Consider the following 23,277-nt stretch of genomic DNA (forward strand, 5'->3'; position numbering starts at 1 on the left):
GCCAAAATCTTTTTGAAAAAAGTATTCTTCGCGGGGGCTGCGCTGTGTGCGCTGGCCACCGCGCCGGCACGGGCCCAAGGGCCGGTGTCCGGCACCGTTACCGATGCCCGCACGGGTGAGCCACTGCCCGGCGCCACCATTTTACTCGACGGTGCTGCTGGCCCGGCTACTGACGCCACTGGCGCCTTCACGCTGCCGGCGGTGCCGGCGGGCCGGCACGAGCTGCGCATCAGCTTCCTGGGCTATGAAACACTGCTGCGGCAATTGCAGGGCCAGGAAGCCGAGCAGCGGCTGAGCACCTCGCTCCAGCCCAGTGCGGTGCTCACCGGCGAAGCCCTGGTGACGGCCCAGCGCGCCAGCGACCGCACCGCCACGGCCTACACCAACCTCGGCCGGGAAGACCTGGCCAAGCGTAACTTCGGCCAGGACCTGCCCTACCTGCTCGACCAGACACCCTCCGTGGTGGTGACCTCCGACGCTGGGGCCGGCGTGGGCTACACCGACATCCGCATCCGGGGCACGGGCACCACGGGCATCAACATGACCATTAACGGCGTGCCGCTGAACGACCCGGAGTCGCGCGGCGCTTTTTTGGTGAACCTGCCGGACCTGGCCTCGTCCATCAACAGCCTGCAGGTGCAGCGGGGCGTGGGCACCAGCCAGAACGGCGGCGCGGCCTTCGGCGCCAGCATCAACATCAGCACGCTCGACGTGCGCCGCGAGGCCTACGCCGAAACCAACAACAGCTACGGCTCCTTCAACACCTGGAAAAACAACGTGCAGTTCGGCACCGGCTTGCTGGGCGGGCACTTTACCGTGGATGGCCGCCTCTCGCGCATTGCCACCGACGGCTACATGAACCGGGCGTCCTCGGATTTGAAGTCCTACTACCTGGCTGCGGGTTACCAAGCCAAGAACACGCTGCTTAAGTTCATCACCTTCTCGGGGCGCGAGAAAACCTACCAGGCCTGGAACGGGGTGCCCGAGCCGGCCATTACCGGCAACCGGGATTTGTTGAAAATTTATGTGGATAACGGCGAGCTGACGCCGGCCAATGCTGACCGGGTGCTACAGGAAGGCCGCCGCTACAGCTATTACACCTACGACAACCAGACCGACAACTACCAGCAAAACCATTACCAATTGCACCTCTCGGAGGGCCTGGGCTCGGACTGGAACATCGGCGCGGCGCTGCACCTCACCCGCGGCTTCGGCTACTACGAAAGCTTCCGGGCCCGCCGCCGCTTTTCGGCCTACGGCTTGCCCAACGTGGTAATCGGCAACCAGACCATCGCCCGCACCGACCTAATCGACCAGAAGTGGCTCGATAACTACTTCTACGGGGCCACCTTCGCCCTGAACTACCAGCCCAAGGACAACGACCGGTTCCAGGCCACGCTGGGCGGCGCGGCCAATAAGTTCGACAACGACCATTACGGCGAAATCATCTGGGCGCAATACGCCACTACCATTGGCCACCGCCAGCGCTACTACTTCAACAACGCCACCAAAACCGACTACAACGCCTACGCCCGTGCCACCTGGCAGGTGCTGCCCCGCCTGGGCGTGTACGGCGACCTGCAGCTGCGCCGCATAGCCTACCGCATCAACGGCATCGATGACGACCAGAGCAACGTAGCCACCCGCGCCGACTACACCTTCTTCAACCCCAAAGCCGGCGTCACCTTCGCCCTGGCCGAAGGCCAGCAGCTCTACGCCAGCTTCGCCGTGGGCCAGCGCGAGCCCGTGCGCGCCGACTTCGTCGACCGCCCCGCCGGCGACCAGAGCGCCAAGCCCGAGCGCCTCGAAGATTTCGAAGGCGGCTATCGCTTCAGCCGCACCGGCCTGGACCTGCTGGGCGGCAACACCGCCGTGCGCCTGGAAGCCAACGGCTTTTACATGAACTACCACAACCAGCTGGTGGCCACCGGCCAGCTCAACGACGTGGGCGCGCCCCTGCGCACCAACGTGGCCCGCAGCTACCGCCGCGGCGTAGAGCTTACCGGCTTCGTGTCGGCCAACGACCAAATCAGCTACAGCAGCACGCTCACCCTTAGCCAGAACCGCATTTTGGGCTACCAAGATGTGACTTACGACGCCGATTATAACCCTGTAGCCGCCGCGCCGCGCACCTCGATTATATCTTACTCGCCGGCCGCTGTATCGGCTCAGACGCTGGAAGGCCAGCCCGTGAAAAACCTGCGCCTGGCTTTCCTCTACAAAGCAGTGAGCCGCCAGTATTTAGACAACTCCGAAAACACCAACCGCAGCATCGCGCCCTACCAGGTGCTCGATTTCCGGGTGCGCTACGCCATCCGTCCGGTTTTTGTGAAGGAAATTGAACTGGCTGTGCTCGTAAACAACGTGTTGAACCGCGAATACGTGGCCAACGGCTATACCTATAGCTACATCGGTGCCAGCAGTCAGCTCGAAACCTTCAACTGGTACTTCCCGCAGGCTACCCGCAACTTCTTGGCTTCGGTAAACTTAAAGTTTTAAGAAAGGAGCGTGCGGCCACTGTCATTGCGAGCGGAGCGCGGCAACCGAAGGTCAGCGGAGCTAATCCGTCCTCTCGCAGCGACCAACCTTCTAATGTGCAAAGCCCTTATGCAAAAAGTCCCGGCGCCAGCAATGGCGCCGGGACTTTTTTAATGAGTCACATCTTTAAGGGGACTGAGAGGCAGAGGACGGATTGTCGCGCCCCACTGCGTTCCACTCGCAATGACAGTGGGCGAGCCAGCCTCATTACCCCATCAAATAATCAACCGCACCCCGCCCAACTCCGAAATCTGATACGGGAACCGGTCGCCGGGCGAGCCGATGAACATGAAGTTCTTGGGGATGTTCCACTGCGCCGACAGCTTCTCAATCAGCGGGGGGCCGAACTGCCCGTCAATGGTCACGAAATCGATGTCGACCTGCGGATAAGCCCGGTCCAGCACGCGGATGTCGTTGAGCAGCTCTTCGGGGAATTTCTCGCCATCGCGGAGCAGGGTCACGATTTTTAGCTTGTTGGTGAATTCGTTTTCCACCACGTAGGTCATCACCTTGTTGAGGTTGGCCACGTTGTCTCCTTTGGTGAAAAACACGAACTCCTGCTGGGCCAGCTGCCGTAGCTGCCGGTGCACCATGAGGCGGCCCAGACGGGAGGCCCGGGGCAGCTGCCGCTCAAACGACTCCACAGCCGACAAAATGAAGGTCAAAATGGCCATGCGGTTGAGCATGATGGACACCACGGCCATGCTGGGCAGGAAGTATTGCAGAAATACCACCAGGTACTCGGGGTGAATCTTGACGTTGCCAAACAAGGCCACCAGCACGCCCACCAAAGCCAGCGTAACCGTCACAATGCCCGCGTACACCGGCCGCGGCAAATGCGGCCGTTTGCCTTTCAGCAGGAAGTTGCCGATGGCAAAAAATGCCATTACCGACAGAAAGGAAATGGTGTACACGCCCGCCAGCGGCCCCAGCTGCCCGTTGGTGATGAGCAGCACCGAAACACATAGCAAAAAGAACGTGATGAGAATCATGTAGTTGCTGCCGCGCTTGTTCTCTCTCAGGAAGAACTGGGGCAGAATGCGGTCCAAGGTCATGCGTTTCATCAGGCCACTCACGCCCACAAAGGAGGTGAGCACGGCCCCGCTGAGCACAGCCACGGCATCCACCGAAATCAGTGTGCCCAGCCAGGGCCCGCCCGTGACGGTACCCAAGTGCGAAAGCAGCGTTTCGGTGTGCTTGCCTACTTCCACCAGCGGCAGCACCGCAATGGCCAGAAACGCAATGAGTGGGTTGAACACTGTGACCACCACCCACATGTTGCGCAACGTTTTCTGAAACACGCCCCGGTCCTGCTCCTCCACAAAGTTGGCCGAGCTTTCGAAGCCCGAAATGCCCAGCATGGCCGCGCTAAACCCGAAAAACAGCGCGTTGAGCACGCTGCCGCCCTTCACCGGCGCCGCAAAGTTGAGCGAGAGGTTGGGCATGCCTTGCGTGGCCAGGTACCACACCGCCACGCCCACCAGCACCGTGAGCGACACCAGGTGCAGAATAAAAATGCCCACCGCCACGATGGCCGACTCCGAAATGCCCAGGATGGTGAGCAGCAGAAACAGCGCCAGCAGCCCCATGGTGGCCGGAATGATGGGCAGCCCGTGCCAGAGCGTGTGCAGGTAGTGCATGCCCTCGTTGGCCGAAAGCACGGCCGTGGCCATGTACGACAGGATGGTGAGGCAGGCGGCCAGCGCGGCGTTGCGCTTGCTGGTGGTGTTCAGCAGCACGTTGTAGGCGCCGCCGTTCAGGGGCAGGGCACCCACGACCTCGCCGTAGATTTTGCGGAACAAAAACAGCACCGCGCCCACCGTCAAGAGGGCCAGCCAAGCGTATTGCCCGGCGTAGGAAATGGCCAACGCCGACACGTACAGGCACGACGAGGAAATGTCGTTGCCGCATATGGCGGTGGCTTCTAGTTCGTTAAGTTTCTTTCCGTGGCTCATGGCAGCTGAATGGGGCGGCTAAGGTAACAGCCGGCGGGCAAGCCGGAGACGGCTGGCTTCGCGCAGCGGCTAACGTAAAAGCCCGACGCGCGGCTACCTGCCGCCCGGTTTTAATGCAGCACCTTCCGGATGTCTTCCATCTTACCAAACAGCACCATGATGTCGTCGGCCTGAAAAACCGTATCGGCCGCCACCACGCCAATGGCCGACGGCTTGCGCTGCGAGCGGCCAAATAGGTTGGTGGAGTCCTTGGGGCGGATGATGGTGAGCACGTTGATGTTATACTTTTGGCGGAAGTTGGCTTCCTGAATGGTTCTGCCCACGTAGCGCACCGGCACCGTGGCCTGGATGATGTTGTAGTCTTCCGTCAAATCCAGGGAGTCGAGAATGTCCTTCAGGTCAAGGCTCTTGGCCAGGCGTTCGGCCGACTCCGTTTCGGGACGAATTATTCTGTCGACGCCAATGGCTTCCAGCACGGTTTGGTGCAGGGGCGAAATGGCGCGGCCAATGAGCCTTTTCACCCCCAGCTGCTTGAAGTTGGCCACGGCCATCACCGACGCCCCAAAGTCTTCGCCGATGCCCACGAGCACCATGTCGGTATCGCTGAGCGGCAGCGTAGCCAGGGCCTGCTGGTCGCGGGCGTCGAGGCACACGGTGTGCGTGATGCGGTCTTTGTGTTGCGTGACCTTGGCAATGTCACTGTCGACGGCAATGACTTCGTGACCCATTTCCGTGAGCTTCGAGGCCAACGACGAGCCGAAGTAGCCCAACCCAATAATTATGTATTTCATGTGATGTGGTGCTTGCGGGACGCTACGTAATGATAATGTTTTCGGAAGGGTAGCGGTAGTTTTGGTCGTTGATTTTGGTGACCACGCCGGCAATGAGGGTGAAGGTGCCCACCCGGCCCAAAAACATGGTGACGATGACTACCAGCTTACTCCCTGCGCTCAGGCCGCCGGTGATGCCCAGCGTGAGCCCGACGGTGCTGTAGGCCGAAAACGCCTCAAAAGCGACTTGGGCGAGCGGAATAGCGGGGTCGAAATATTTAATCAGCAGAATGGCAACGCCAATAACCAGCGACGACAGCATCATCACGGCAAAGGCCTGCTGCACCGATTTGGCGGGCACGTGCCGCCCAAATATTTCCAGCCGCTCCTTGCCCCGGGCAATGCTGTAGATGTTCAGCAAGGCCAGCGCAAACGTAGTGGTTTTGATGCCGCCGCCTGTAGAGCCCGGCGACGCTCCAATCCACATCAGCAGCAGATAAATGAGCACGAGCGGCATCGTCAACTGGGCCATGTCCACGGTGTTGAAGCCGGCGGTGCGGGGCGTGACGCCGCCAAACAGCGCCGTCACGAACTTGCCCATGCCGGTGTGCTCGCGCATGGTGTTGTTGTACTCCATGCCGAAATAGAGCACAGTGCCGGCCACTGTCAGCGCCGCCGAGGTCAGCAGCACAATTTTGGTGTTGATGTTGATGATGCGCGGCGTATACACCAGCCGTTCGCGGTAGTAGAGTTGCCGCCAGCGGTTGCGGCCCGCGGCCCGGAGGTAGCGGTAGAGGTTGAAAATGATGGGGAAGCCAATGCCGCCGATGATAATCAGGGCAATGATAACGAGTTGAAAGCCGTAGTTAAAGCGAAAGTTGGTGTCGTAGAGACCTGCCGAAAGCGTGGAGAAGCCCGCGTTGCAAAAGGCCGAGATGGAGTGGAAAATGGCGAACTCCACCCGGTCGTGCAGGCGGGGGATTTCGGCCGGCCCAATCGATGCATAAATGAAGCAGGCCCCAACAAACTCCACTAAAAACGTGATCCAGACAATGTTGCCGATGGTGCGCATGGTGTTGCCGATGCTTTCCTCGTTGATGAGGCCTTGCATGAACAACTGGTTCTGGAACGACGACGAGCGTTGGAAAAACAGCGCCAGAAAGCTCGTAAACGTCATGATACCGAGTCCCCCAAGCTGAATCAGTATCAGAATAACCGCCTTGCCGAAGCCTGAGAAGGCCGTGGCCGTGTCCACGGTAATCAGGCCAGTGACGCACACGGCACTGGCCGAAGTAAACAGGGCGTCGAGCGGACTTATGCCATTGGTCGTAGCCCGGGGCAGCAGCAGCAGACCCGCGCCCAGCACTATCAACAGAATAAAACTGGCGATGAACAGCAGAGCGGGGTTGTAGCGGAGGCGATAAAAATTGAGCGAGCGCCGCGAAAGCTCGATGAGAAAGACGTACACCAGCACCGCCAGAATCACTAGGTCTTGCTCTACGTACTGGCCCACCAGGGTGCCGGGCAGCACCGATTGTGACGGTAGAAAAGCCAGCAGTACGCTGCACCCGGCGAAAAAAATCAGTACATATTCCGCAATTATCCAACTCCTCGGCATGCCGGCCTTATTCAGCAAAACCAGGCGCAGCCCCAGCACCAGCATCATGCACAGCATGTAGGCCCCGTAGAAGTACGTTAGCGTTTGCTCAGCCTCCGGGCTGTGCGCAAACCCCAAGTCGTAGAGGAAAACGAACAAGCCGCCCAGGCTGAGGTAGAACAGCACGGAGTCGGCCCGGGATACCAGCTGCGGACGCTGTTCTTGCAGGCGCTCGTGAAGGTGCTCGCTGAATTTAGGAAGGCGCATAGAGAGGGAATTAGAGCACGCCGCAAGCTGAGGATTAGGCCGCGCCTCGGGCTTACATATTGTCGATTGGGCCCGTGCCCAGCCGCTGAAAACACCGGCGCTGCCACTGCCGCCCAGCCGGAAAGGTAGGCGCTACGTAATTTGAAGGCCTAAAGATGAGCGATGAATTCGGGACGAGCCGGAACCCGCTTGCCTATCGGCTGTTCTGTTGGCGGCCGGCTCGTCTCAAAACTTTTATCTTTGAGCCTCCCACCCAACTCATTCCCCGTTATGTCTTCCCAAGCCGACGTTCTTTCCCCGGAGTCCAAAGCCCACACCGCCCAGAAGGGCAGCACCAACGCCAACGGCTTCACCGACTATTTCGACCTCGACGGGCTGCTCACCGAGGAGCACATCCTCATTCGCCAGAGCATCCGCGACTTCGTGAAGAAGGAGATTTCGCCCAGCATCGAGAAGTGGGCGCAGGACGGCCACTTCCCCAGCGAAATCGTGAAGAAGTTTGGCGACGTCGGCGCTTTCGGCCCCACCATTCCGCAGGAGTACGGCGGCGGTGGGCTCGACTACATCAGCTACGGCCTCATCATGCAGGAGATTGAGCGCGGCGATTCCGGCATGCGCTCCACAGCCTCGGTGCAGGGCTCGCTGGTGATGTTCCCCATCTACCAGTACGGCTCGGAGGAGCAGCGCAACAAGTACCTGCCCAAGCTGGCCTCCGGCGAGTGGCTGGGCTGCTTTGGCCTCACCGAGCCCGACCACGGCTCGAACCCCGGTGGCATGACCACCAAAATCGAGGACAAAGGCGACCATTATCTCCTAAATGGCGCCAAGCTCTGGATTTCGAACTCGCCCGAGTGCCAGGTGGCCGTGGTGTGGGCCAAAAATGAGCAGGGCCGCATCAAGGGCGTGATTGTGGAGCGCGGCATGGAAGGCTTCTCGACCCCCGAAATCCACAACAAGTGGAGCCTGCGCGCCAGCACCACCGGCGAGCTGGTGTTCGAAGACGTGAAAATCCCCAAGGAGAACATTCTGCCCAACATCGAAGGCCTGCGCGGCCCGCTCTCCTGCCTCGACTCGGCCCGCTTCGGCATTGCCTGGGGCGCCATTGGCGCGGCCATCGACTGCTACGAATCGGCCCTGAAGTACTCGCTGCAGCGCGAGCAGTTCGGCAAGCCCATCGCCAGCTTCCAGCTCCAGCAGAAGAAACTAGCCGAGATGATTACCGAAATCACCAAGGCCCAGCTCATGGCCTGGCGCCTGGGCGTGCTCAAAAACGAAGGCAAAGCCACCAGCGCCCAAATCTCCATGGCCAAGCGCAACTCCGTCGACATGGCCCTGCACATTGCCCGCGAAGCCCGCCAGATTCACGGCGGCATGGGCATCACCGGCGAGTACCCCATCATGCGCCACATGATGAACCTGGAGTCGGTGATTACCTACGAGGGCACGCACGACATTCATTTGCTGATTACGGGGGCAGATATTACCGGCATTCAGGCGTTTAAATAAACTTCTTTCTTTCTAGAGTATTGAAAAGAAAACGGCTGCTCTTGTCCAGAGCAGCCGTTTTGCATATTAGCAGGATGATGTGCCTAGCTTTTCTCAGCAACACAACTATGAAAATGGCACTTCTGCTGGTACTATGGACGATTCTTGGCTTTAACGGCTGTCAACCTGGCCAGCATGAACGCTCTCGTACGCGTCCGCCGCGCACCTGGGGACGACCCAAGCCGTACTTGTTTGTTCCAGACACCGTCATTTATGCACTTGTTGAGCATTTTGTAGAAAACCCAGTCATGAAGTGGGAACAGGGCGGTAGTGTGGCGCCATTCTCGTTCGGTCAGCCCTTATTCGACGGGGTTACGATAAGTGAGAGTAGCGGTCCTGATGTATCGCCAGAAGACCTAGCTGGACTAATGAAAGAACAGGTGCTGAGTGCTACCGATACCGCTTTTTATGGGCTTCAGGCACGTGATTCGCGCGGTTTTCAGTTAGATGCTGCGCGATTGAAGGGTTATGCTATTGTGCCAACAGATTCAATCCGGGCAATTCAGAATAGGCGTCCAGACTTTATGAAAGAAGTTTACCGACGCTATGGGCATTCTATTTACGGCATAAGCTTGCCGCTATTTTCGAAAAACTTCAACGTAGCAACTCTGATCTTTACGTATTGGTGTGGATTTAAGTGTGCCGTGTATTACACAGTAACTATTCGCCGCCATGGGAATCAATGGCTCCTCGTCAAAATTCTAAGTACTGCACAATCTTAAACATCATGCGTTCAAGTCACGGCAGCGGACTTAAACCTAGTGCCAGTTGCTCCGCGCTGAATTCTCACCAGTCAACAGCCAAAATATTACTTCGTCGCTAGGAAATATAAGCCGCTAAAGCTGCGGGCGAAGAGTCAAAGGCCAGGAACAGAGGATATCACAGTTGGTGGGCGGCTCGTATAAAAAGCTTCCTTTCCACTTATCCTTAACCAGCCATGTCCGACAACCAAGAGCACGAAAACGCCGAAACCCGCCGCCAGGAGCGCCGCGAGCACGACAAGGAAGAATACCGCCGCGAAGGCATAGAAATGCGCCAGGGCGGCCCCGACCCCAACCTGCAACACCACGACCGCACCCGCACCGGCGAAGGCTTCTACTCACCCGATAGCACTGCTGATACTGGCTCCTCTGATGGCGTATCAAGCGTCGTGAGTGGCGACGGTGGCAACACCCCCGGCCGCCACGCCGAGCTAAACCCCGACACCACCAGCCCCAACAAAGACGAGGGCGGTACCAAGGGCGCCGGCCAAAGCAACGAGCCGCACCTGCGCACGCCCAGCGCCCAAACCTCGCACACGGCCAAAGGTCCCCGCGGCGATGGCGGCCAGGGCAAAAGCCAGGGCAGCAAGAGCGGCAACCAGAGCTAGCACTTGCTCGTCACACATTTTGATTCCTGTAGTAGCAAGCCGGCTTTCTTCCCAAGCCGGCTTGTTGCTTGTTTGCAGCTACGCAACGCTGCTGTTGCCTACGGCATAACCTACTGCGGCTTTGACTTAAACCCGCCGCCTATGCCGTAATTTGGTCCCATGATGAAAATCGTCACCGATTCCGAACCCCTCGTGCTGCTCGAATGCCTCGTGGCCGGCACTTCGCACCGCGACAACCTCGTGCAATACGAGCCCAGCCTAAGCGTGGGCCAAGCCCTGCAGCTCAGCCGCGAGCCCAGCAACAAATACGATGACTGGGCCGTGCAGGTGCACACCGCTCCCGCTACCGACCCCGCCAACGTGTGGCTCGGCTACCTGCCCGAGGGCCGCAACGAAACCGTAGCACGCTTGCTTGACGCTGGCAAAAACCTCACCGCCCGACTCAACCACAAGTCTTGGGAATCGGATTGGCTGCACCTGGACATTGAAGTGCTGCTGCACGAGTAAGAGGTGAAATTCAGAAACCGCCTGTCATCCTGAGCACAGCGAAGGACCTTATCGCCGCTGAAAAGTTTGCAGTAGTATCATTTGGCGCAAGCGTGATAAGGTCCTTCGCTGTGCTCAGGATGACAGAAGGATTTTTATCTTAACACGGAGCTTTTTTGCCAGCAACACGGTTACTCACTAGCTTAGCAACAAGCAACCAATAATTTTAGCAATTATCATTATGCGCGAAGCCTATCTCACTGGCAGCAACGAAAATTTCGATGCTACCGACAAGGACATCGACAAAGCCCTGCGGCCGCTGTCGTTCGACGACTTCACGGGCCAGGAAAAGATTCTGGAGAACCTGAAGGTGTTCGTGGCCGCCACCAAGCAGCGCGGCGACGCCCTCGACCACGTGTTGCTGCACGGCCCTCCCGGCCTGGGCAAAACCACCCTCTCGCACATCATCGCCAACGAGTTGGGCTCGGGCATCAAGATGACTTCCGGCCCGGTGCTGGACAAGCCGAGCGACCTCGCCGGCCTGCTCACCAACCTGGAGCCGCACGACGTGCTGTTCATCGACGAAATCCACCGCCTCAACCCCGTGGTGGAAGAGTACCTGTACTCGGCCATGGAGGACTACCGCATCGACATCATGCTCGATTCGGGTCCGAATGCTCGCTCGGTGCAGATTTCGCTTTCGCCCTTCACCCTCGTGGGCGCTACCACGCGCTCGGGCATGCTCACGGCGCCGCTGCGCGCCCGTTTCGGCATCTCGGCCCGCCTGGAGTACTACGATTCGAAGCTGCTGACCACCATCGTGCACCGTTCGGCCGAAATCCTCGGCACGCCTATTCACGAGGATGCAGCCTTTGAAATTGCCCGCCGCTCGCGTGGCACCCCGCGTATCGCCAACAATCTGCTGCGCCGCACCCGTGACTTCGCCCAGATTAAGGGTGACGGCACCATCACGGTGGAAATCGCACAGTTCGCCCTCAACGCCTTGGACGTAGACGCCCGCGGCCTCGACGACATGGACAAGCGCATCCTCACCACCATCATCGACAAGTTCAAGGGTGGTCCGGTAGGCATCAGCACCATCGCCACGGCTTGCGGCGAAGAAGGCGAAACCATTGAGGAAGTGTACGAGCCGTTCCTGATTCAGGAAGGCTACATCAAACGCACTTCGCGGGGCCGCGAGGCTACTGAAGCGGCGTACCAGCACTTGGGCCGCCTGCTGCCCCAGCACCTGCGTGGCAACAACGGCGACCTGTTTGCCGAGATTACGCAGGGGTAGAGACGCATATTTGCGTCTTGTTGTCCGCGCCATTCGGCATTACCGTTCGCACGTAACCGTTCAATGATGAGACGCAAGTATGCGTCTCTACAGCCAAAACGGAACGCGCCGCCCCCAGCGGCGCGTTTCTCGTTTCTTCATAGTTCCATTTCCCTTTGCCAATGCTTCCCCAGTCTGAGTGGGCCCCTTTCATCAAGCGCCGCGCGGCCGAGCTTGGCTTCATGGCCTGCGGCATTTCCAAGGCCGAGTTCCTGGAAGAAGAAGCCCCGCGCCTGGAAACCTGGCTCACCAAGCGCATGAACGGCCGCATGGGCTACATGGAAAACCACTTCGACAAGCGTCTCGACCCGCGCCTGCTGGTGGATGGTGCCAAATCGGTGATTTCGCTGCTGCTCAACTATTACCCCGCGCCGGAAGACCAGCAGCCCGACGACACCCTCAAAATCAGCAAGTACGCCTACGGCCGCGACTACCACTTCGTCATCAAAGACAAGCTAAAGCTGCTATTGGCTGATATGGAAGCCGAGATAGGCCAAATAGGCGGCCGCTGCTTCGTCGATTCGGCCCCCGTGCTCGACAAGGCCTGGGCCAAAAAAAGCGGTCTGGGCTGGGTGGGCAAAAACTCCAACCTCATCACGCCCGGCACCGGCTCTTTTTACTTCATCGCTGAGCTGATAGTGGACGTGGAACTGCCCGCTGATGGTCCCATTCGGGACTACTGCGGCACCTGCACCAAATGCATGGACGCCTGCCCCACCCAAGCCATTACCGAAGCTTACGTGGTGGACGGCAGCAAGTGCATTAGCTACTTCACCATCGAGCTGAAAGACCAGATTCCCACGGAAGTAGGCGGGCAGTTCGGCAACTGGGTGTTCGGCTGCGACATCTGCCAGGACGTGTGCCCGTGGAACCGCTTCTCGAAGCCGCACACCGAGCCGCAGTTCAACCCGGCGCCAGGACTGAAAGACTTGACGCCCGGCGACTGGCGCGAAATCACCCACGAATTATTCACCGAGCTATTCCGCCAGTCGGCCGTGAAGCGCACGGGTTACGAAGGGCTAAAGCGTAATATTAAGTTTGTGCTTGACAGCGACTAAGCAAGTGTGGCTGGGTGTACAGTAGCAGGGTTTAACAGCGATTATCCGATATCGAGCCTGAAGCTGGATTCGTCTAAGTTGCCGAATACACGCTGTAGCACGCGCCGGTAGACGCGGGCAAATTGCTGGTAGCACCAAACCCGAAAATCGGGTACTTCCGCGGGCGTAAGCATTTTTAAAGCCTTGCGGAGTTCTTTTTCAAATAGCGCCTTGTTGAAGCTAACCTTCAGCAGAATCATTTTCACGTAGTCTAGCATAGCAACAGGAGTACGAAAGGTAAGAAAGTAGATGCAAGGGCAAGCCAGCCCTAGCGAAGAGCTTCACTCACACCCTTAATAAATATACGATATTTGAGGCGGATTTCGCAAGGGGTCAGTGCCTGCCAATACCCTCATAAGAGCCCCTGATACGCGAAAAGAGCAGCCGGGACTGCTCTTTTTAGCTTAAATGCCAAAATTTTATAGCCTTAGCTAAATATAGCAAGCAGGGCTGTAGCCTGAGCCGTGGGCAGGGGCTCGTCGAAGGCCTCGGCAATGGCCCGGAACTGCACCGCGTTGTTCCCCGTGAGGACGGTGGGGAAAGGAATCACCGGGTTGTTACCAAGCCGCTGAGTTTCGTTGGTTTCGAAGCTGTAAATGCTCACCGGGGCATTGCTGCCGCTCGCCGGGCTGGGCACTAGCACGGCAGGGGAGGGGGCCGTGTCGGCAGTGCTGGGCCAGCTTTTTACGACGGTGGGGTTGGGGGCCGCCCGGCGTAGGGTGCGTAGGTGCGAAGCGTGGCGAGCCTCTACGGGCTGCATGCGCAGTACAGCATTAAGAAGCTGCTTATCGGCGGTGAAAAAGCCGATTTGGCCAAGATAAATGCTGGCGCTGGCGTCTTCAAGCTGCTGGGCTAGCTGCAGAAAAGCGTTATAGTCACTCATCACGCCGGGGAATAGCACCGGGTTGGCCGCATTGTTCCGGCGGCCGCTGAAGTCGAAAGCCGGCGCCGTGGGGGGCGTGAACCCTGCCGTTGTAAGGGCGGTGCGAAAAAATTGCGCATGACCCTGCTGCTGCTGAAGCATGCGCTGAAAGTCGGGCCGTACGGCCGCGTGGGTTGCGTTAGCAAGCACCGTGTCCAGGGCCTGGGTATATAGCGCCACCAGCAAGTCTTCCAACTTGAGCAGCAACAGGGCGGCATCGAGCGTGGTGTTGGTAGGTGCCGCGAGGGCTGGGGTAGCCAGGGCCAGCGGCACGGCTGTGGCGGCTGCCCGGGCACCGGCCTGTCCAAGCTGGCGAAGCAGGTCGCGGCGCGGGGCGGCTTCCGAAGGAGCGTCGGCGGTGCTGAGGCGGTCGAGGAGCGAGAGAAGATTCATGCGGAAACGGGCAATAAGAGGGCCTAAGCCGTGGGCAGGGTTTCGGCTGCTACGACAACGGGCAAGAAAAATGCTTTGGCCTCATCCACTACCTGGACGGGCGTTTTGGCCAGGCTCACGCTTTGCAGCGTCCCTGCATTCACCACCACGTCGTTGCCGGCGAAGGTGCCGGGCGTACGCAGGTCGCGGATAAACGCAGCGTGGCGGGCCTCCACGGAGGCTATCTTGGCTAGCAGGGCTACCGTGGCGGGAGCTGCCACCAAGGGCAAGGCCCCGGCGTAGGCCGCTACGCTCAAGTCCTCGAGCTGTTGGGCAGCGGTGAGCACGCCAGCGCGTGAGGTCAACACGAAGGTGGAGAAGTCAAACGCCAGAGGTTGCGCAAAGCCGACATCATAGGCACCCGTACCCAGCACAAAGCGGAGGGTTTCACGGTGCGTCAGCCCGTGGTCGCGAAGGTCGTCGAAAGCTGCTTTATCGCCGGCTACGAAGTCGCTGGGGGGCGTATCTACTACCTTTTGATAGAACGCGGCTTCGAGCTGCTTTAGTAGGTAGAGGTAGTTGAGCAGGCCAGAGTCGCCACTGCCCAGCCGCAGCACGTTCTGGGTGACTGCAACGGGCTCGGAAACTGGGTCGGAGCAGCCGGCCAGGACAAGCGACGCAGTAGCCGCCGAAGCGCCCGCAACCCGCAAAAAGGTGCGGCGTTGCAAGGCCCCGCTCCAGGAAAAAGATGAATCAGACATAAGAAAATAACCAGCAGGTGCCCAAACGCACCTCGTCGCTATCTACAAAGATACTCGCAGCGGCGCGGGGGCGGCATGCCCACAAAAAAAGGATGGCCCCCGTGGAGCCATCCTTTGCTAAAATTTGCTGGCAAGCAGTGTGGCAGCTACGAGAGCAGCGCAAAAGTGGGCGTGCCCGTTTTCACAAAATTGCGGGCAATGGCTTTCACCGTGGCCATGTCCAGGGGCTCGTCGAATGCTTCGGAAGCGGCCAGCGCCGCATTGGCCGCGGTGAGGCCCTCGATGGCAGCCGAGTTGAGCAGAGTAGTGATATTAGCCGTGGCCTGCATCACGTTGTCTTCGGCAGGAAAGAAAATAGTGGTGGCAGTACCCGTTGCCGGCATGCCGGGGCCATACACGGCGTCGGTCTTGCCCGGGGCGGGACCGTTGGCGTCGCGGCCCCTCACCCAGCTTTTGGGCGAAGTGCTGGCACTGCCACTAGCTACTACCAGGGAGGCGCGGTCGTTTAATGCACCGCCGCGGCGCATGGTACGCAGGCGGGCAGCGTGGCGGGCTTCAACGGAGTGAATGTTGAGAGCGGCTTCGAGCACGGTTTTGTTCGTCATCAGGTCGGTAGCGCTGCCTTTGTAGGCGCGCACGCCGGTGTCTTCCAGGGCCTGAGCCACCGCCAAGAAAGTGGCGGGGTTGGAGAGCACATCGGGGAAAAGCGCCGCGCGTGCGCCGCCCTGGGCGCCGGTGTAATCGAAGTCGGAAACCGCCGGGTTTACGGGCGTCGAGCTGAAAGGCGCCGCCGAAATCACCCCACGCAGGAAAACTACGTGGTTGTTCTCGTCGGCTTTGATGGTGTTGAGGGCTTTGACGTTATTGGCGCTGAGGCCACCGGTGATGGCGGTGTTGCCCATGCCAAGGTTGTAGAAGTTGGCTTCCAGGTGTTCGAGCAGCAGCGCGTAGTTGAGCACTTCCAGCACGGTGGCCTGGGTGGCGGTGGCGCCCGCGTAAGCTTTGTTGAGCACGGCGCCCAGGGCCAGCGGCACGGCTGCCGCGGCGAGCTTGCCGCCCAGCCCGCTCAGGTGCTGGAACACGCGGCGGCGCGAGTCGAGCCGGTCGTATACTTCGGGGTCGACCTTTTCAATGTCGGAGAGGAGATTAAGGATATTCATGGAGCAGGAAGATTAAAACAGAAGAAAGGCCGCCGCAGCCTACACCAAGCCGGAAACGTCCAGCTTCGAGCCCTCTTTGAGAAAAGTGTTGGCCACGGCCACGACCTCGGCCGGAGACTTGGAGCGCTCCAGGCCCGTGGGCGTGGCAGAGTTGGGGCCACCCGCCACAATGGGGCCGCCGGTGGTCACTTGCACCACGTCGTCGGCCACGAAGGTGGCCTCGGCCAGCAGGTCGCGGATGAGCGAGGCATGCCGCGCTTCTACCGACACAATCTTGCCGGCCAGAACCAGGTTGAGCGGCGTCTGGATGAACTTGCCCGCGCCGTTGTAGGCTGCTACGCCGAGGTCTTCGAACGCCTTGGCCGCTTGAAGCACGCCCAGCTTGCCGCCAGCCGCGCCCTCGCGCACGCCAAAGTCAATGTTGCCAAACTCTGGCTCCAGGACGCGGATGGCATTGTTGCCTAGGGCTGCTTTAAAGAACTCGCGGTGGGCCACTTCGTGGTAGTGCAGGTCGTCGAGAATTTGCTTCTCGGCGCTTGTTGCACCCAGGGCTTTGTAGTAGGCTCCTTCTTTGACTTGGGTGTAAAACGCGGCCTCCAGCTGCTCCAGGGCATATGCGTAGTTGAGTACGCCCAGGTCATTCGGGCCTGTGGGGCCTACGTTGACGAGGCCCGGGGCTGGGTTTGAACTCTCTTCTTTGCTGCACCCGGCCAGCACCAGGGCCGTGGCCCCAGCGGTGGCGCCAGCGTACATGAAAAAAGAGCGCCGTTTAATGGGCACATACAGAGGCTCCGCGGGAGGAAAACCGTCGGAACTGGTAGACGGAATAGTGTCTGACATGGGTAAAAAGCTTAGGAGTACAAGTGAAGAGAAGTTGGGTTCGGAGCATCCCGGAAAATATTTGGCTCAGGTCAATGCTGAGTTACAACAAAGAGCATGGCCCGCAGGCAAGAAGCAGAGCAACTACGGTCATCTCACGCCAAAAGGTTGATTCGCGGCGAAAGGTGCTGTAAAAAAGCTGAACCTTGATAATACTGAAACAGGAACAGCGACGCTTCTAGCATAGAGGATAATGAAAAAAGCCTGTTCCGCATGAGCAGTACTGGCTTCAGGTGTGCGACAGCCTACATGAAATGAAAAAAGCCGCTCCAAGTGGAGCGGCTTTTTCAAAAATATTAAAACCTAGTGCTGCGACTAAGCGAGGAAGGTGCTGCCATTGACAACAAACGTGCGGGCAATGGTTTTCACCGTCGTCACATCCAGGGGTTCGTCGAAGGCCTCCGAGAAAGCAGCGGCCGGGAAGTTCAGCGAAGCCAAAGCAGTTTGCAGGTTCACACCACCCTGAGTCACGTTGTCTTCAGCTGGGAAAGTCACGCCGGCAGGAGCATTGGTGTTATTGCCAGCACCGTACACGGGCGCGGTCACAGCCGGGGCGGGGCCACCGCCATCGGTGCCGGAAATCCAGCTTTTGGGCGAAGAGCTGGGGTTGCTACCAGCTGCCACCATGGAGGCGCGGTCATTCATGGCACCTGCGCGGCGCATGGTGCGCAGACGGGAAGCGTGGCGGGCTTCTACGGAGTGGATGTTCAAGGCCGCCGTGAGCACCGGTTTGTTGCTCATGAGCAGGGGCGCACCACCTTTGTAGGCGCGCACTCCGGTGTCTTCCAGCGCTTGGGCTACAGCCAGGTAAGTGCCTGCATCGGTAAATACCGTCGCGAGTGGACCGGGCGCACCGCCTTTGCCGCCAGTAAAGTCAAACGTAGCAGCACCGGGGTCGCCGATGGGCGTGATGTTAGCACCCCTCATGGCTGCTATCAGGAACGCGACGTGGTTCACTTCGTCCTTGGCAATCAGGTTCAAGGCCGTGCGGTTGGTAGCGCTAAACTGGGTCTGCAGAGTCGCAGTCCCTTGGCCGCGCTGATAGAAGTATTGTTCCAGGTATTCCAGGCTCAGGGCAAAGTTGAGCACATCGCCAATAGAGGCGTTCATGGGCGTTTGCGCATATGCCTTGTTCAGGACGGCTCCCATTGCCAGGGGCAGGGCTGCCGCCGACAGCTTCTGGCCGAGGCCGGACATGTGCTTGAAAATGCTGCGACGTGAGTCAAGACGGTCGTACACTTCCGGGTCCACTTTCTCGATTTCCGAGATTATTTGAAGAATATTCATGGCTATAAAAAGTCAGGATTTAGAAAAAGGGAGAGGGTTACCGGAGGCTCGAAGCGTCAATCTTAGAGCCTTCAGCCAGGAAGCCGTTGGCGGCGGCTACCACTTCGGTAGGCGTCTTGGAACGCTCCAGGCTGGTATTTTCGGTGAGAGTCACCACGTCGTTGCCCACGAAGGTGGACTCGGCCAGCAGGTCGCGGATGATGGCCGCGTGACGGGCTTCAACCGATACAATCTTGCCCGCGATGGTGAGGAAAAGCGGCGATTCCAGGAACTGACCAGCGCCGTTATAGGCCGCAACGCCCAGGTCTTCAAACGTTCTGGCGGCACCTAGCACGCTAGCCCGGTCGGCCATGTTAATGGCGCCAAAATTGGGAGTCAACGGCTTGATGGCGTTGGTGCCCAGGGCTGCCTTGAAAAACTCACGGTGAATAACCTCGTGGTAGTACAGGTCGTCCAGGATTTGTTTCTCGGCGCTGGCCGCGGCCAAACCTTTGTAGTAAGCACCATCACGCAAAGTGGTGTAGAAGGCAGCTTCGAGCTGCTCCAGCGCATAGGCGTAGTTGAGCACACGAAAGTCACCGGTGCCCAAGGTCACTAGGTTGCTATTCATGACCGGGTCGCTGTCTTTCGAGCAGCCGGCTAATACCAGTGCAGTAGCGCCGGCGGTAGCACCTGCATACATGAAGAACGAGCGCCGCTTGATGGGCGTGTACAGCGGCTGGGCGAGCGTGGTTTCGTCGGAACCACGGGGCTGAAGGTTATCAGACATGAGCAAGGAAATGGTTAGGTGAAAGTTTGAACTATTACCGGATGGGCAATAAAATCCCGCACGGTGCCGATGGCCCGTTTTTTTGGGGGAACCAGAACAGTTAATGGGGATTTGAATGCAGATACGGTAATACCTAGCCAAAAGGATTGACTAACCTGTAAATTTTTATTGTTTAGCTAGATTATGTTGCGGGTTTTGCAATTGCAACGCCGCTGAGAAAGCGGATTTCCGCGTTTAAAGCTACTTTTAGGGTCCGCTAACGAGCCTGCGATTATGGGAAGATTATTTGGGTGGATGGCGTTATTGTTCGGTTGGTTGGGTGCGAGTGCTGCCCACGGCCAAGCTGCTGTGCTGCCCACTGCTGCTATCAAAGCAGCTCCCCAACCCAAACCCAAGGCCAGCCCCACTACCGCAGCCGATGTGACGTTGCTGCCAGGGCCTGGCTCGCTGCCCGTTACGGGGGTGTTCACCCTGGCCTTCCGGCTGCGGGACAAAGCCCTGGACACGTACTCGGAGTTTCCCGAGCTGGAGGGCTTTAAAAAGAGCGGCAAAACCAGCACCACCACCACCCGCATTGTGCAAGGCCGCCGGTTTTCCGACCTTATCATTACGCAGCGCTACGTACCCTACGGCGAGGGCGAGTACGTTATCAAACCTTTTCAGCTCACGGTGAATGGAGTAGTAGTGCGCAGCAGCGGGAGCTTGGTTCGGGTGGGGCCGGCCCCACCCGCTGCGACCCCGCCTTCGGCCGACCCGCCGCCCGCCGCTGTGCTGGTGGCGCCACCAGCGAGTGCCCCGGGCACCCCGCTAGGTGCAGCACCGGTTACGGGGCCCGCTAATCCGGCTGCGGGCTTGCCAGCCACCCCACCCGCCAGCCCGTCGGCCCTTACCCCGCCGGCCAATCCCACGGCTCCGCTGCAGGCCGTGGGCGACCTCGACAAGTTGTTTGGCAAGCCCAAGCCGGCGCTGTACCAGGAACTGCACGACCGCGCCTTTCTGGCCGTGGTAGCCGACCGACAAAGCGTATTTGTAGGCGAAGGCGTGCGGGTGGGCCTCTACTTCTACCTAACGCCGCCCGACCAGGCCATGCTGGCCTTTCACGACTTCAGCAACCAGTTGCCACCGTTGCTGCGGGCGCTGCACCAGTCCACCGCCTGGCAGGAGCCCGGCCCCGAGCCCAGTATTACTCCCGACACCGTTCGTAGCCAGGGCCAGCTATACCTGCGCTTCCGGCTCGCCGAGAATGTTTACTATCCCCTCACGCCCCAGGCCCTAACCTTCCCAGCCCTGGCCCTGACCATGGTGAAGTTTAAGTTCCTCAAGAAGCCCGAGCCGGGGCAGGACAACCGCTTGGCGGGCTACAAAAGCTACCTATCGGCGGGTACTGCAGTGCAGGTGCGGCCCCTGCCGCCCCACCCGCAGGGCGGGGTGGTGCCGGTGGGCAACTTCCGCCTAGGGGAAGCCATAAGCCGGGCTGCTTTTCGGGTGGGGCAGTCCATCACCTACACCTTTGGGGTTGAAGGCCGGGGCAATTTGTCGGCTGTGCTGGCGCCGGTTTTCAGTGCTTACCCAGGCCTGGAAGTGTACGGCCCGGAGGTACGCGAGCAGGCCACATCGGGCGGAGGTCGCAAGCTATTTCGCTACCGCTTGGTAGCGCGGGAGCCCGGAACAATACCTTTAGACAGCTTGGTGCGCCTCGTTGTATTCAACCCCGTAACTGTTCGTTACGACACGCTCCGGCCCGGAATCCGGCCCACTGCTAGAGGCGAGCTGGCTGTGCCAATAGCGCTGCCTAAGCCTGAAGACGACCCTTTTTATGGTCCGGCGCTGGCCGAGGCCGATACCCGGCTGCAGTCGCTGGATGTGTACCGCGATGTGCACCGCTACGCCAGCTGGCTGTTGCTAGGCTTAGTGGGCGTGGCGGGGTTTGGCTGGTGGCGGGCCGGGCGGTCGAGCTGATTTTCGGCGGCGCCGTGCCAACTTTGCGACCAGGTTGTTGGGCTTATAGAGGGCCCAAGCCGTAGCCGCAGGCGGTATTTCCGCAGGGGGCGCGGTGCTAACGTGAGGATGTGCGGGCGCAAAGCGCTAATGCCAACCCCTCCATTGGCCAACTTAATCAGAAACAAGCCACCCGTAACTAGCAACCAGTCATGTCCAGCACCTTCGGCTCTCTCTTTCGCATCACCACATTTGGCGAGTCGCACGGGGCGGGCATCGGCGTGATTATCGACGGCTGCCCGGCGGGCGTGGCCGTGGAGGTCGCCCACATCCAAACTGCCCTAGACCGGCGCCGGCCCGGCCAGTCGGACCTGACCACGCCGCGCAAAGAGTCGGACACGGTTCAGATTCAGTCCGGGCTGTTCGAAGGCTATACCACGGGCACACCCATCAGCCTTTTTATTCCCAACGCCGACCAGCGCTCCGACGACTACTCTCACATTGCGAAAGCCTACCGGCCCAGCCACGCCGACTATACCTACGACGTGAAATACGGCCGGCGCGACCACCGCGGCGGTGGCCGCAGTTCGGCCCGCGAAACGGCGGCCCGCGTAGCCGCGGGCGCCATTGCCGGGCAGCTGCTGGCCCACTTTGGCGTCGAGATTGCCGCCTATGTCTCGGCCGTGGGCGAAGTAGAAGTGCCCCTGGAATATCAGGAATTGGACCTCAGCCTCATCGACACCAATCCCGTGCGGTGCCCGCACCCCGATACCGCCGTGCGTATGGAAGCCCGCATCCGCGAGGCCCAGGCCGCGCACGACACCGTGGGCGGCGTAATAACCGGCGTGGCGCGCCACGTGCCTGTGGGCCTGGGCGAGCCTGTGTTCGACAAACTGCCCGCGGTGCTGGGCCACGCCCTGCTCAGCATCAACGCCGTGAAGGGCTTTGAGTTCGGGTCCGGGTTTGCTGGCACAAAACTGCCCGGCTCGGTGCACAACGATGAGTTCTACACCGACGAAGCCGGAACCGTCCGAACTCGCACTAACCACAGCGGCGGCAGCCAGGGCGGAATTAGCAACGGCCAGGATATTTATTTCCGGGTGGCTTTCAAGCCAGTGGCCACCTTGCTGCAGCCCCAGCAAACCATCAACGACCAGGGCGAAGCCATTACCCTGGTGGGCCGCGGCCGCCACGACGCGTGCGTGCTGCCCCGTGCGGTGCCCATTGTAGAAGCCATGACACAATTGGTGCTGGCTGATTTATTGCTGCGTGCCCGAGCCAATCGGCTGTAGGGGGGCGCTAAAGGAAGCTTCCGAAGGCGCCAGCCTCACTAAGTCAAATGATGTAGGTACATTTGCAACCTCTACCGGCCCAATGCGGTTGTAGATTAGCTGTTGCAATCCCTGCAACTACTCCCTTCGATATTAAGCCCCCAAGCCATGTCTGCAGTTTCCATTTATGCTGAAGCTTCTCCCAACCCGGAGAGCATGAAGTTTGTCCTGAACGCTAACCTGCTGGCTGACGGCGTGAGCGTGGATTATCCCAACCTCGAAGCCGCTTCCAACTCGCCTTTGGCGCAGGAACTGTTTGGGTTCGATTACGTGGGCCGTGTGTTCATTGCCCAGAACTTCGTTACCATCACCAAAAGCCAGCCCGAGCTGGCTTGGACCCAGCTCATCCCCGAGCTGCGCCAGTTCTTGAAAAGCTACGTAGAGGCCGGTGGCCCCATTTTCCTGGTTGACCCCGCCGCCGAGCAGAAGGCTGCCCAAGCCGCTACCGCCGGCGACCCCACCCAGCAAGACGGCCAGATTGCCCAGAAAGTAATCGACCTGCTCGATAACTACGTGCGTCCCGCCGTGGAGCAGGACGGTGGCAACATCACCTTCAAAAGCTACCACGAAGGCATCGTGACCGTGAACCTGCAAGGTTCGTGCTCTGGCTGCCCCTCGGCCACAGTTACCCTCAAGTCCGGTATCGAGAACCTGCTGAAGCGCATGGTGCCCGAGGTGCAAAGCGTGGTAGCCGAAGGCATCACGGTATAAGTGAGCTTATGAGGCAAGAGCATCGAATTTGACAGTTCGATACTGTCTTGTTGCTCCTAATTCTACTTTTAAAAGCCCCGACTCTGAGCAGAGTCGAGGCTTTTTACATTCCAAGGCTAAGTGTGTGGGCCTTTGCTATGGCGAACGCCTCACCCGCAGGGAGGAGGCCAGGGCAGGAGCCCGCCAT

General features: G+C 59.5%; 20 protein-coding genes. 10 read left to right on the forward strand and 10 right to left on the reverse strand.

What is annotated here, in order from left to right; translation table 11 throughout:
* The first annotated feature begins 12 nt into the window (after positions 1-12).
* Entirely contained in the window at positions 13-2,499 is a 2,487-nt protein-coding gene (locus ACP7AJ_RS12045) for a TonB-dependent receptor (protein WP_426060452.1), read from the forward strand.
* Positions 2,500-2,753: 254 nt separating this feature from the next.
* Here the strand turns inward: ACP7AJ_RS12045 and ACP7AJ_RS12050 are convergent, their stop codons facing one another.
* The 3 genes from ACP7AJ_RS12050 to ACP7AJ_RS12060 all read right to left on the reverse strand — a co-directional run bounded on the left by ACP7AJ_RS12050 (position 2,754) and on the right by ACP7AJ_RS12060 (position 7,127).
* Positions 2,754-4,493 (reverse strand): APC family permease, encoded by a 1,740-nt coding sequence (locus tag ACP7AJ_RS12050; RefSeq protein WP_426060453.1) that lies wholly within the window; start codon positions 4,491-4,493, stop codon positions 2,754-2,756.
* 110 nt (positions 4,494-4,603) lie between these two features.
* The gene (locus ACP7AJ_RS12055; protein WP_426060454.1) at positions 4,604-5,284 is read right to left on the reverse strand and encodes a potassium channel family protein; all 681 of its coding nucleotides are present in this window, start codon (positions 5,282-5,284) and stop codon (positions 4,604-4,606) included.
* A gap of 22 nt (positions 5,285-5,306) precedes the next feature.
* Positions 5,307-7,127 (reverse strand): TrkH family potassium uptake protein, encoded by a 1,821-nt coding sequence (locus tag ACP7AJ_RS12060; RefSeq protein WP_426060455.1) that lies wholly within the window; start codon positions 7,125-7,127, stop codon positions 5,307-5,309.
* 270 nt (positions 7,128-7,397) lie between these two features.
* Here ACP7AJ_RS12060 and ACP7AJ_RS12065 point away from each other — a divergent pair, with 270 nt between their 5' ends.
* The 6 genes from ACP7AJ_RS12065 (at position 7,398) to queG (ending at position 12,921) form a co-directional block, all read left to right on the forward strand.
* Complete coding sequence (locus ACP7AJ_RS12065; RefSeq protein WP_426060456.1) at positions 7,398-8,633, forward strand: acyl-CoA dehydrogenase family protein; 1,236 nt, start codon at positions 7,398-7,400, stop codon at positions 8,631-8,633.
* 107 nt (positions 8,634-8,740) lie between these two features.
* Positions 8,741-9,394, forward strand: coding sequence for a hypothetical protein (locus ACP7AJ_RS12070; RefSeq protein WP_426060457.1), 654 nt, complete (start codon positions 8,741-8,743; stop codon positions 9,392-9,394).
* A 215-nt stretch (positions 9,395-9,609) separates the two neighbouring features.
* Positions 9,610-10,041 carry a hypothetical protein gene (locus ACP7AJ_RS12075; RefSeq protein ID WP_426060458.1) on the forward strand — a complete coding sequence of 144 codons (432 nt, stop codon included), beginning with the start codon at positions 9,610-9,612 and terminating at the stop codon, positions 10,039-10,041.
* A 159-nt stretch (positions 10,042-10,200) separates the two neighbouring features.
* Positions 10,201-10,548 carry an HIRAN domain-containing protein gene (locus tag ACP7AJ_RS12080; protein ID WP_426060459.1) on the forward strand — a complete coding sequence of 116 codons (348 nt, stop codon included), beginning with the start codon at positions 10,201-10,203 and terminating at the stop codon, positions 10,546-10,548.
* 220 nt (positions 10,549-10,768) lie between these two features.
* Positions 10,769-11,824 (forward strand): Holliday junction branch migration DNA helicase RuvB, encoded by a 1,056-nt coding sequence (ruvB, locus tag ACP7AJ_RS12085; RefSeq protein ID WP_426060460.1) that lies wholly within the window; start codon positions 10,769-10,771, stop codon positions 11,822-11,824.
* 161 nt (positions 11,825-11,985) lie between these two features.
* A complete protein-coding gene (gene queG / locus ACP7AJ_RS12090; protein ID WP_426060461.1) occupies positions 11,986-12,921 on the forward strand; it encodes a tRNA epoxyqueuosine(34) reductase QueG in 936 nt (311 codons plus the stop codon).
* 41 nt (positions 12,922-12,962) lie between these two features.
* On the opposite strand, the gene ACP7AJ_RS12095 is transcribed toward queG, so the two are convergent.
* The 7 genes from ACP7AJ_RS12095 to ACP7AJ_RS12125 form a co-directional block, all read right to left on the reverse strand.
* Positions 12,963-13,178 (reverse strand): hypothetical protein, encoded by a 216-nt coding sequence (locus ACP7AJ_RS12095; protein ID WP_426060462.1) that lies wholly within the window; start codon positions 13,176-13,178, stop codon positions 12,963-12,965.
* A gap of 209 nt (positions 13,179-13,387) precedes the next feature.
* On the reverse strand, positions 13,388-14,275 hold the full coding sequence (locus tag ACP7AJ_RS12100) for a ferritin-like domain-containing protein (RefSeq protein WP_426060463.1): 888 nt from the start codon (positions 14,273-14,275) through the stop codon (positions 13,388-13,390).
* A gap of 23 nt (positions 14,276-14,298) precedes the next feature.
* Positions 14,299-15,015: a ferritin-like domain-containing protein gene (locus tag ACP7AJ_RS12105; RefSeq protein ID WP_426060464.1), complete on the reverse strand. Its 717-nt coding sequence runs from the start codon at positions 15,013-15,015 to the stop codon at positions 14,299-14,301.
* A 146-nt stretch (positions 15,016-15,161) separates the two neighbouring features.
* Positions 15,162-16,175: a ferritin-like domain-containing protein gene (locus ACP7AJ_RS12110; protein WP_426060465.1), complete on the reverse strand. Its 1,014-nt coding sequence runs from the start codon at positions 16,173-16,175 to the stop codon at positions 15,162-15,164.
* A 39-nt stretch (positions 16,176-16,214) separates the two neighbouring features.
* Positions 16,215-17,015 carry a ferritin-like domain-containing protein gene (locus ACP7AJ_RS12115; RefSeq protein WP_426060466.1) on the reverse strand — a complete coding sequence of 267 codons (801 nt, stop codon included), beginning with the start codon at positions 17,013-17,015 and terminating at the stop codon, positions 16,215-16,217.
* 354 nt (positions 17,016-17,369) lie between these two features.
* On the reverse strand, positions 17,370-18,341 hold the full coding sequence (locus ACP7AJ_RS12120) for a ferritin-like domain-containing protein (protein ID WP_426060467.1): 972 nt from the start codon (positions 18,339-18,341) through the stop codon (positions 17,370-17,372).
* A 37-nt stretch (positions 18,342-18,378) separates the two neighbouring features.
* On the reverse strand, positions 18,379-19,110 hold the full coding sequence (locus ACP7AJ_RS12125) for a ferritin-like domain-containing protein (protein ID WP_426060468.1): 732 nt from the start codon (positions 19,108-19,110) through the stop codon (positions 18,379-18,381).
* A gap of 294 nt (positions 19,111-19,404) precedes the next feature.
* Here ACP7AJ_RS12125 and ACP7AJ_RS12130 point away from each other — a divergent pair, with 294 nt between their 5' ends.
* The 3 genes from ACP7AJ_RS12130 to ACP7AJ_RS12140 all read left to right on the forward strand — a co-directional run bounded on the left by ACP7AJ_RS12130 (position 19,405) and on the right by ACP7AJ_RS12140 (position 23,090).
* Positions 19,405-21,069 carry a hypothetical protein gene (locus ACP7AJ_RS12130; protein WP_426060469.1) on the forward strand — a complete coding sequence of 555 codons (1,665 nt, stop codon included), beginning with the start codon at positions 19,405-19,407 and terminating at the stop codon, positions 21,067-21,069.
* Between the two features lie 191 nt (positions 21,070-21,260).
* Entirely contained in the window at positions 21,261-22,340 is a 1,080-nt protein-coding gene (gene aroC / locus ACP7AJ_RS12135) for a chorismate synthase (protein WP_426060470.1), read from the forward strand.
* 147 nt (positions 22,341-22,487) lie between these two features.
* Positions 22,488-23,090: a NifU family protein gene (locus ACP7AJ_RS12140; RefSeq protein ID WP_426060471.1), complete on the forward strand. Its 603-nt coding sequence runs from the start codon at positions 22,488-22,490 to the stop codon at positions 23,088-23,090.
* Positions 23,091-23,277: the final 187 nt, after the last annotated feature.

This window comes from Hymenobacter sp. B1770 (assembly GCF_049896385.1).
In the GTDB taxonomy this organism is placed as follows: Bacteria; Bacteroidota; Bacteroidia; order Cytophagales; family Hymenobacteraceae; genus Hymenobacter.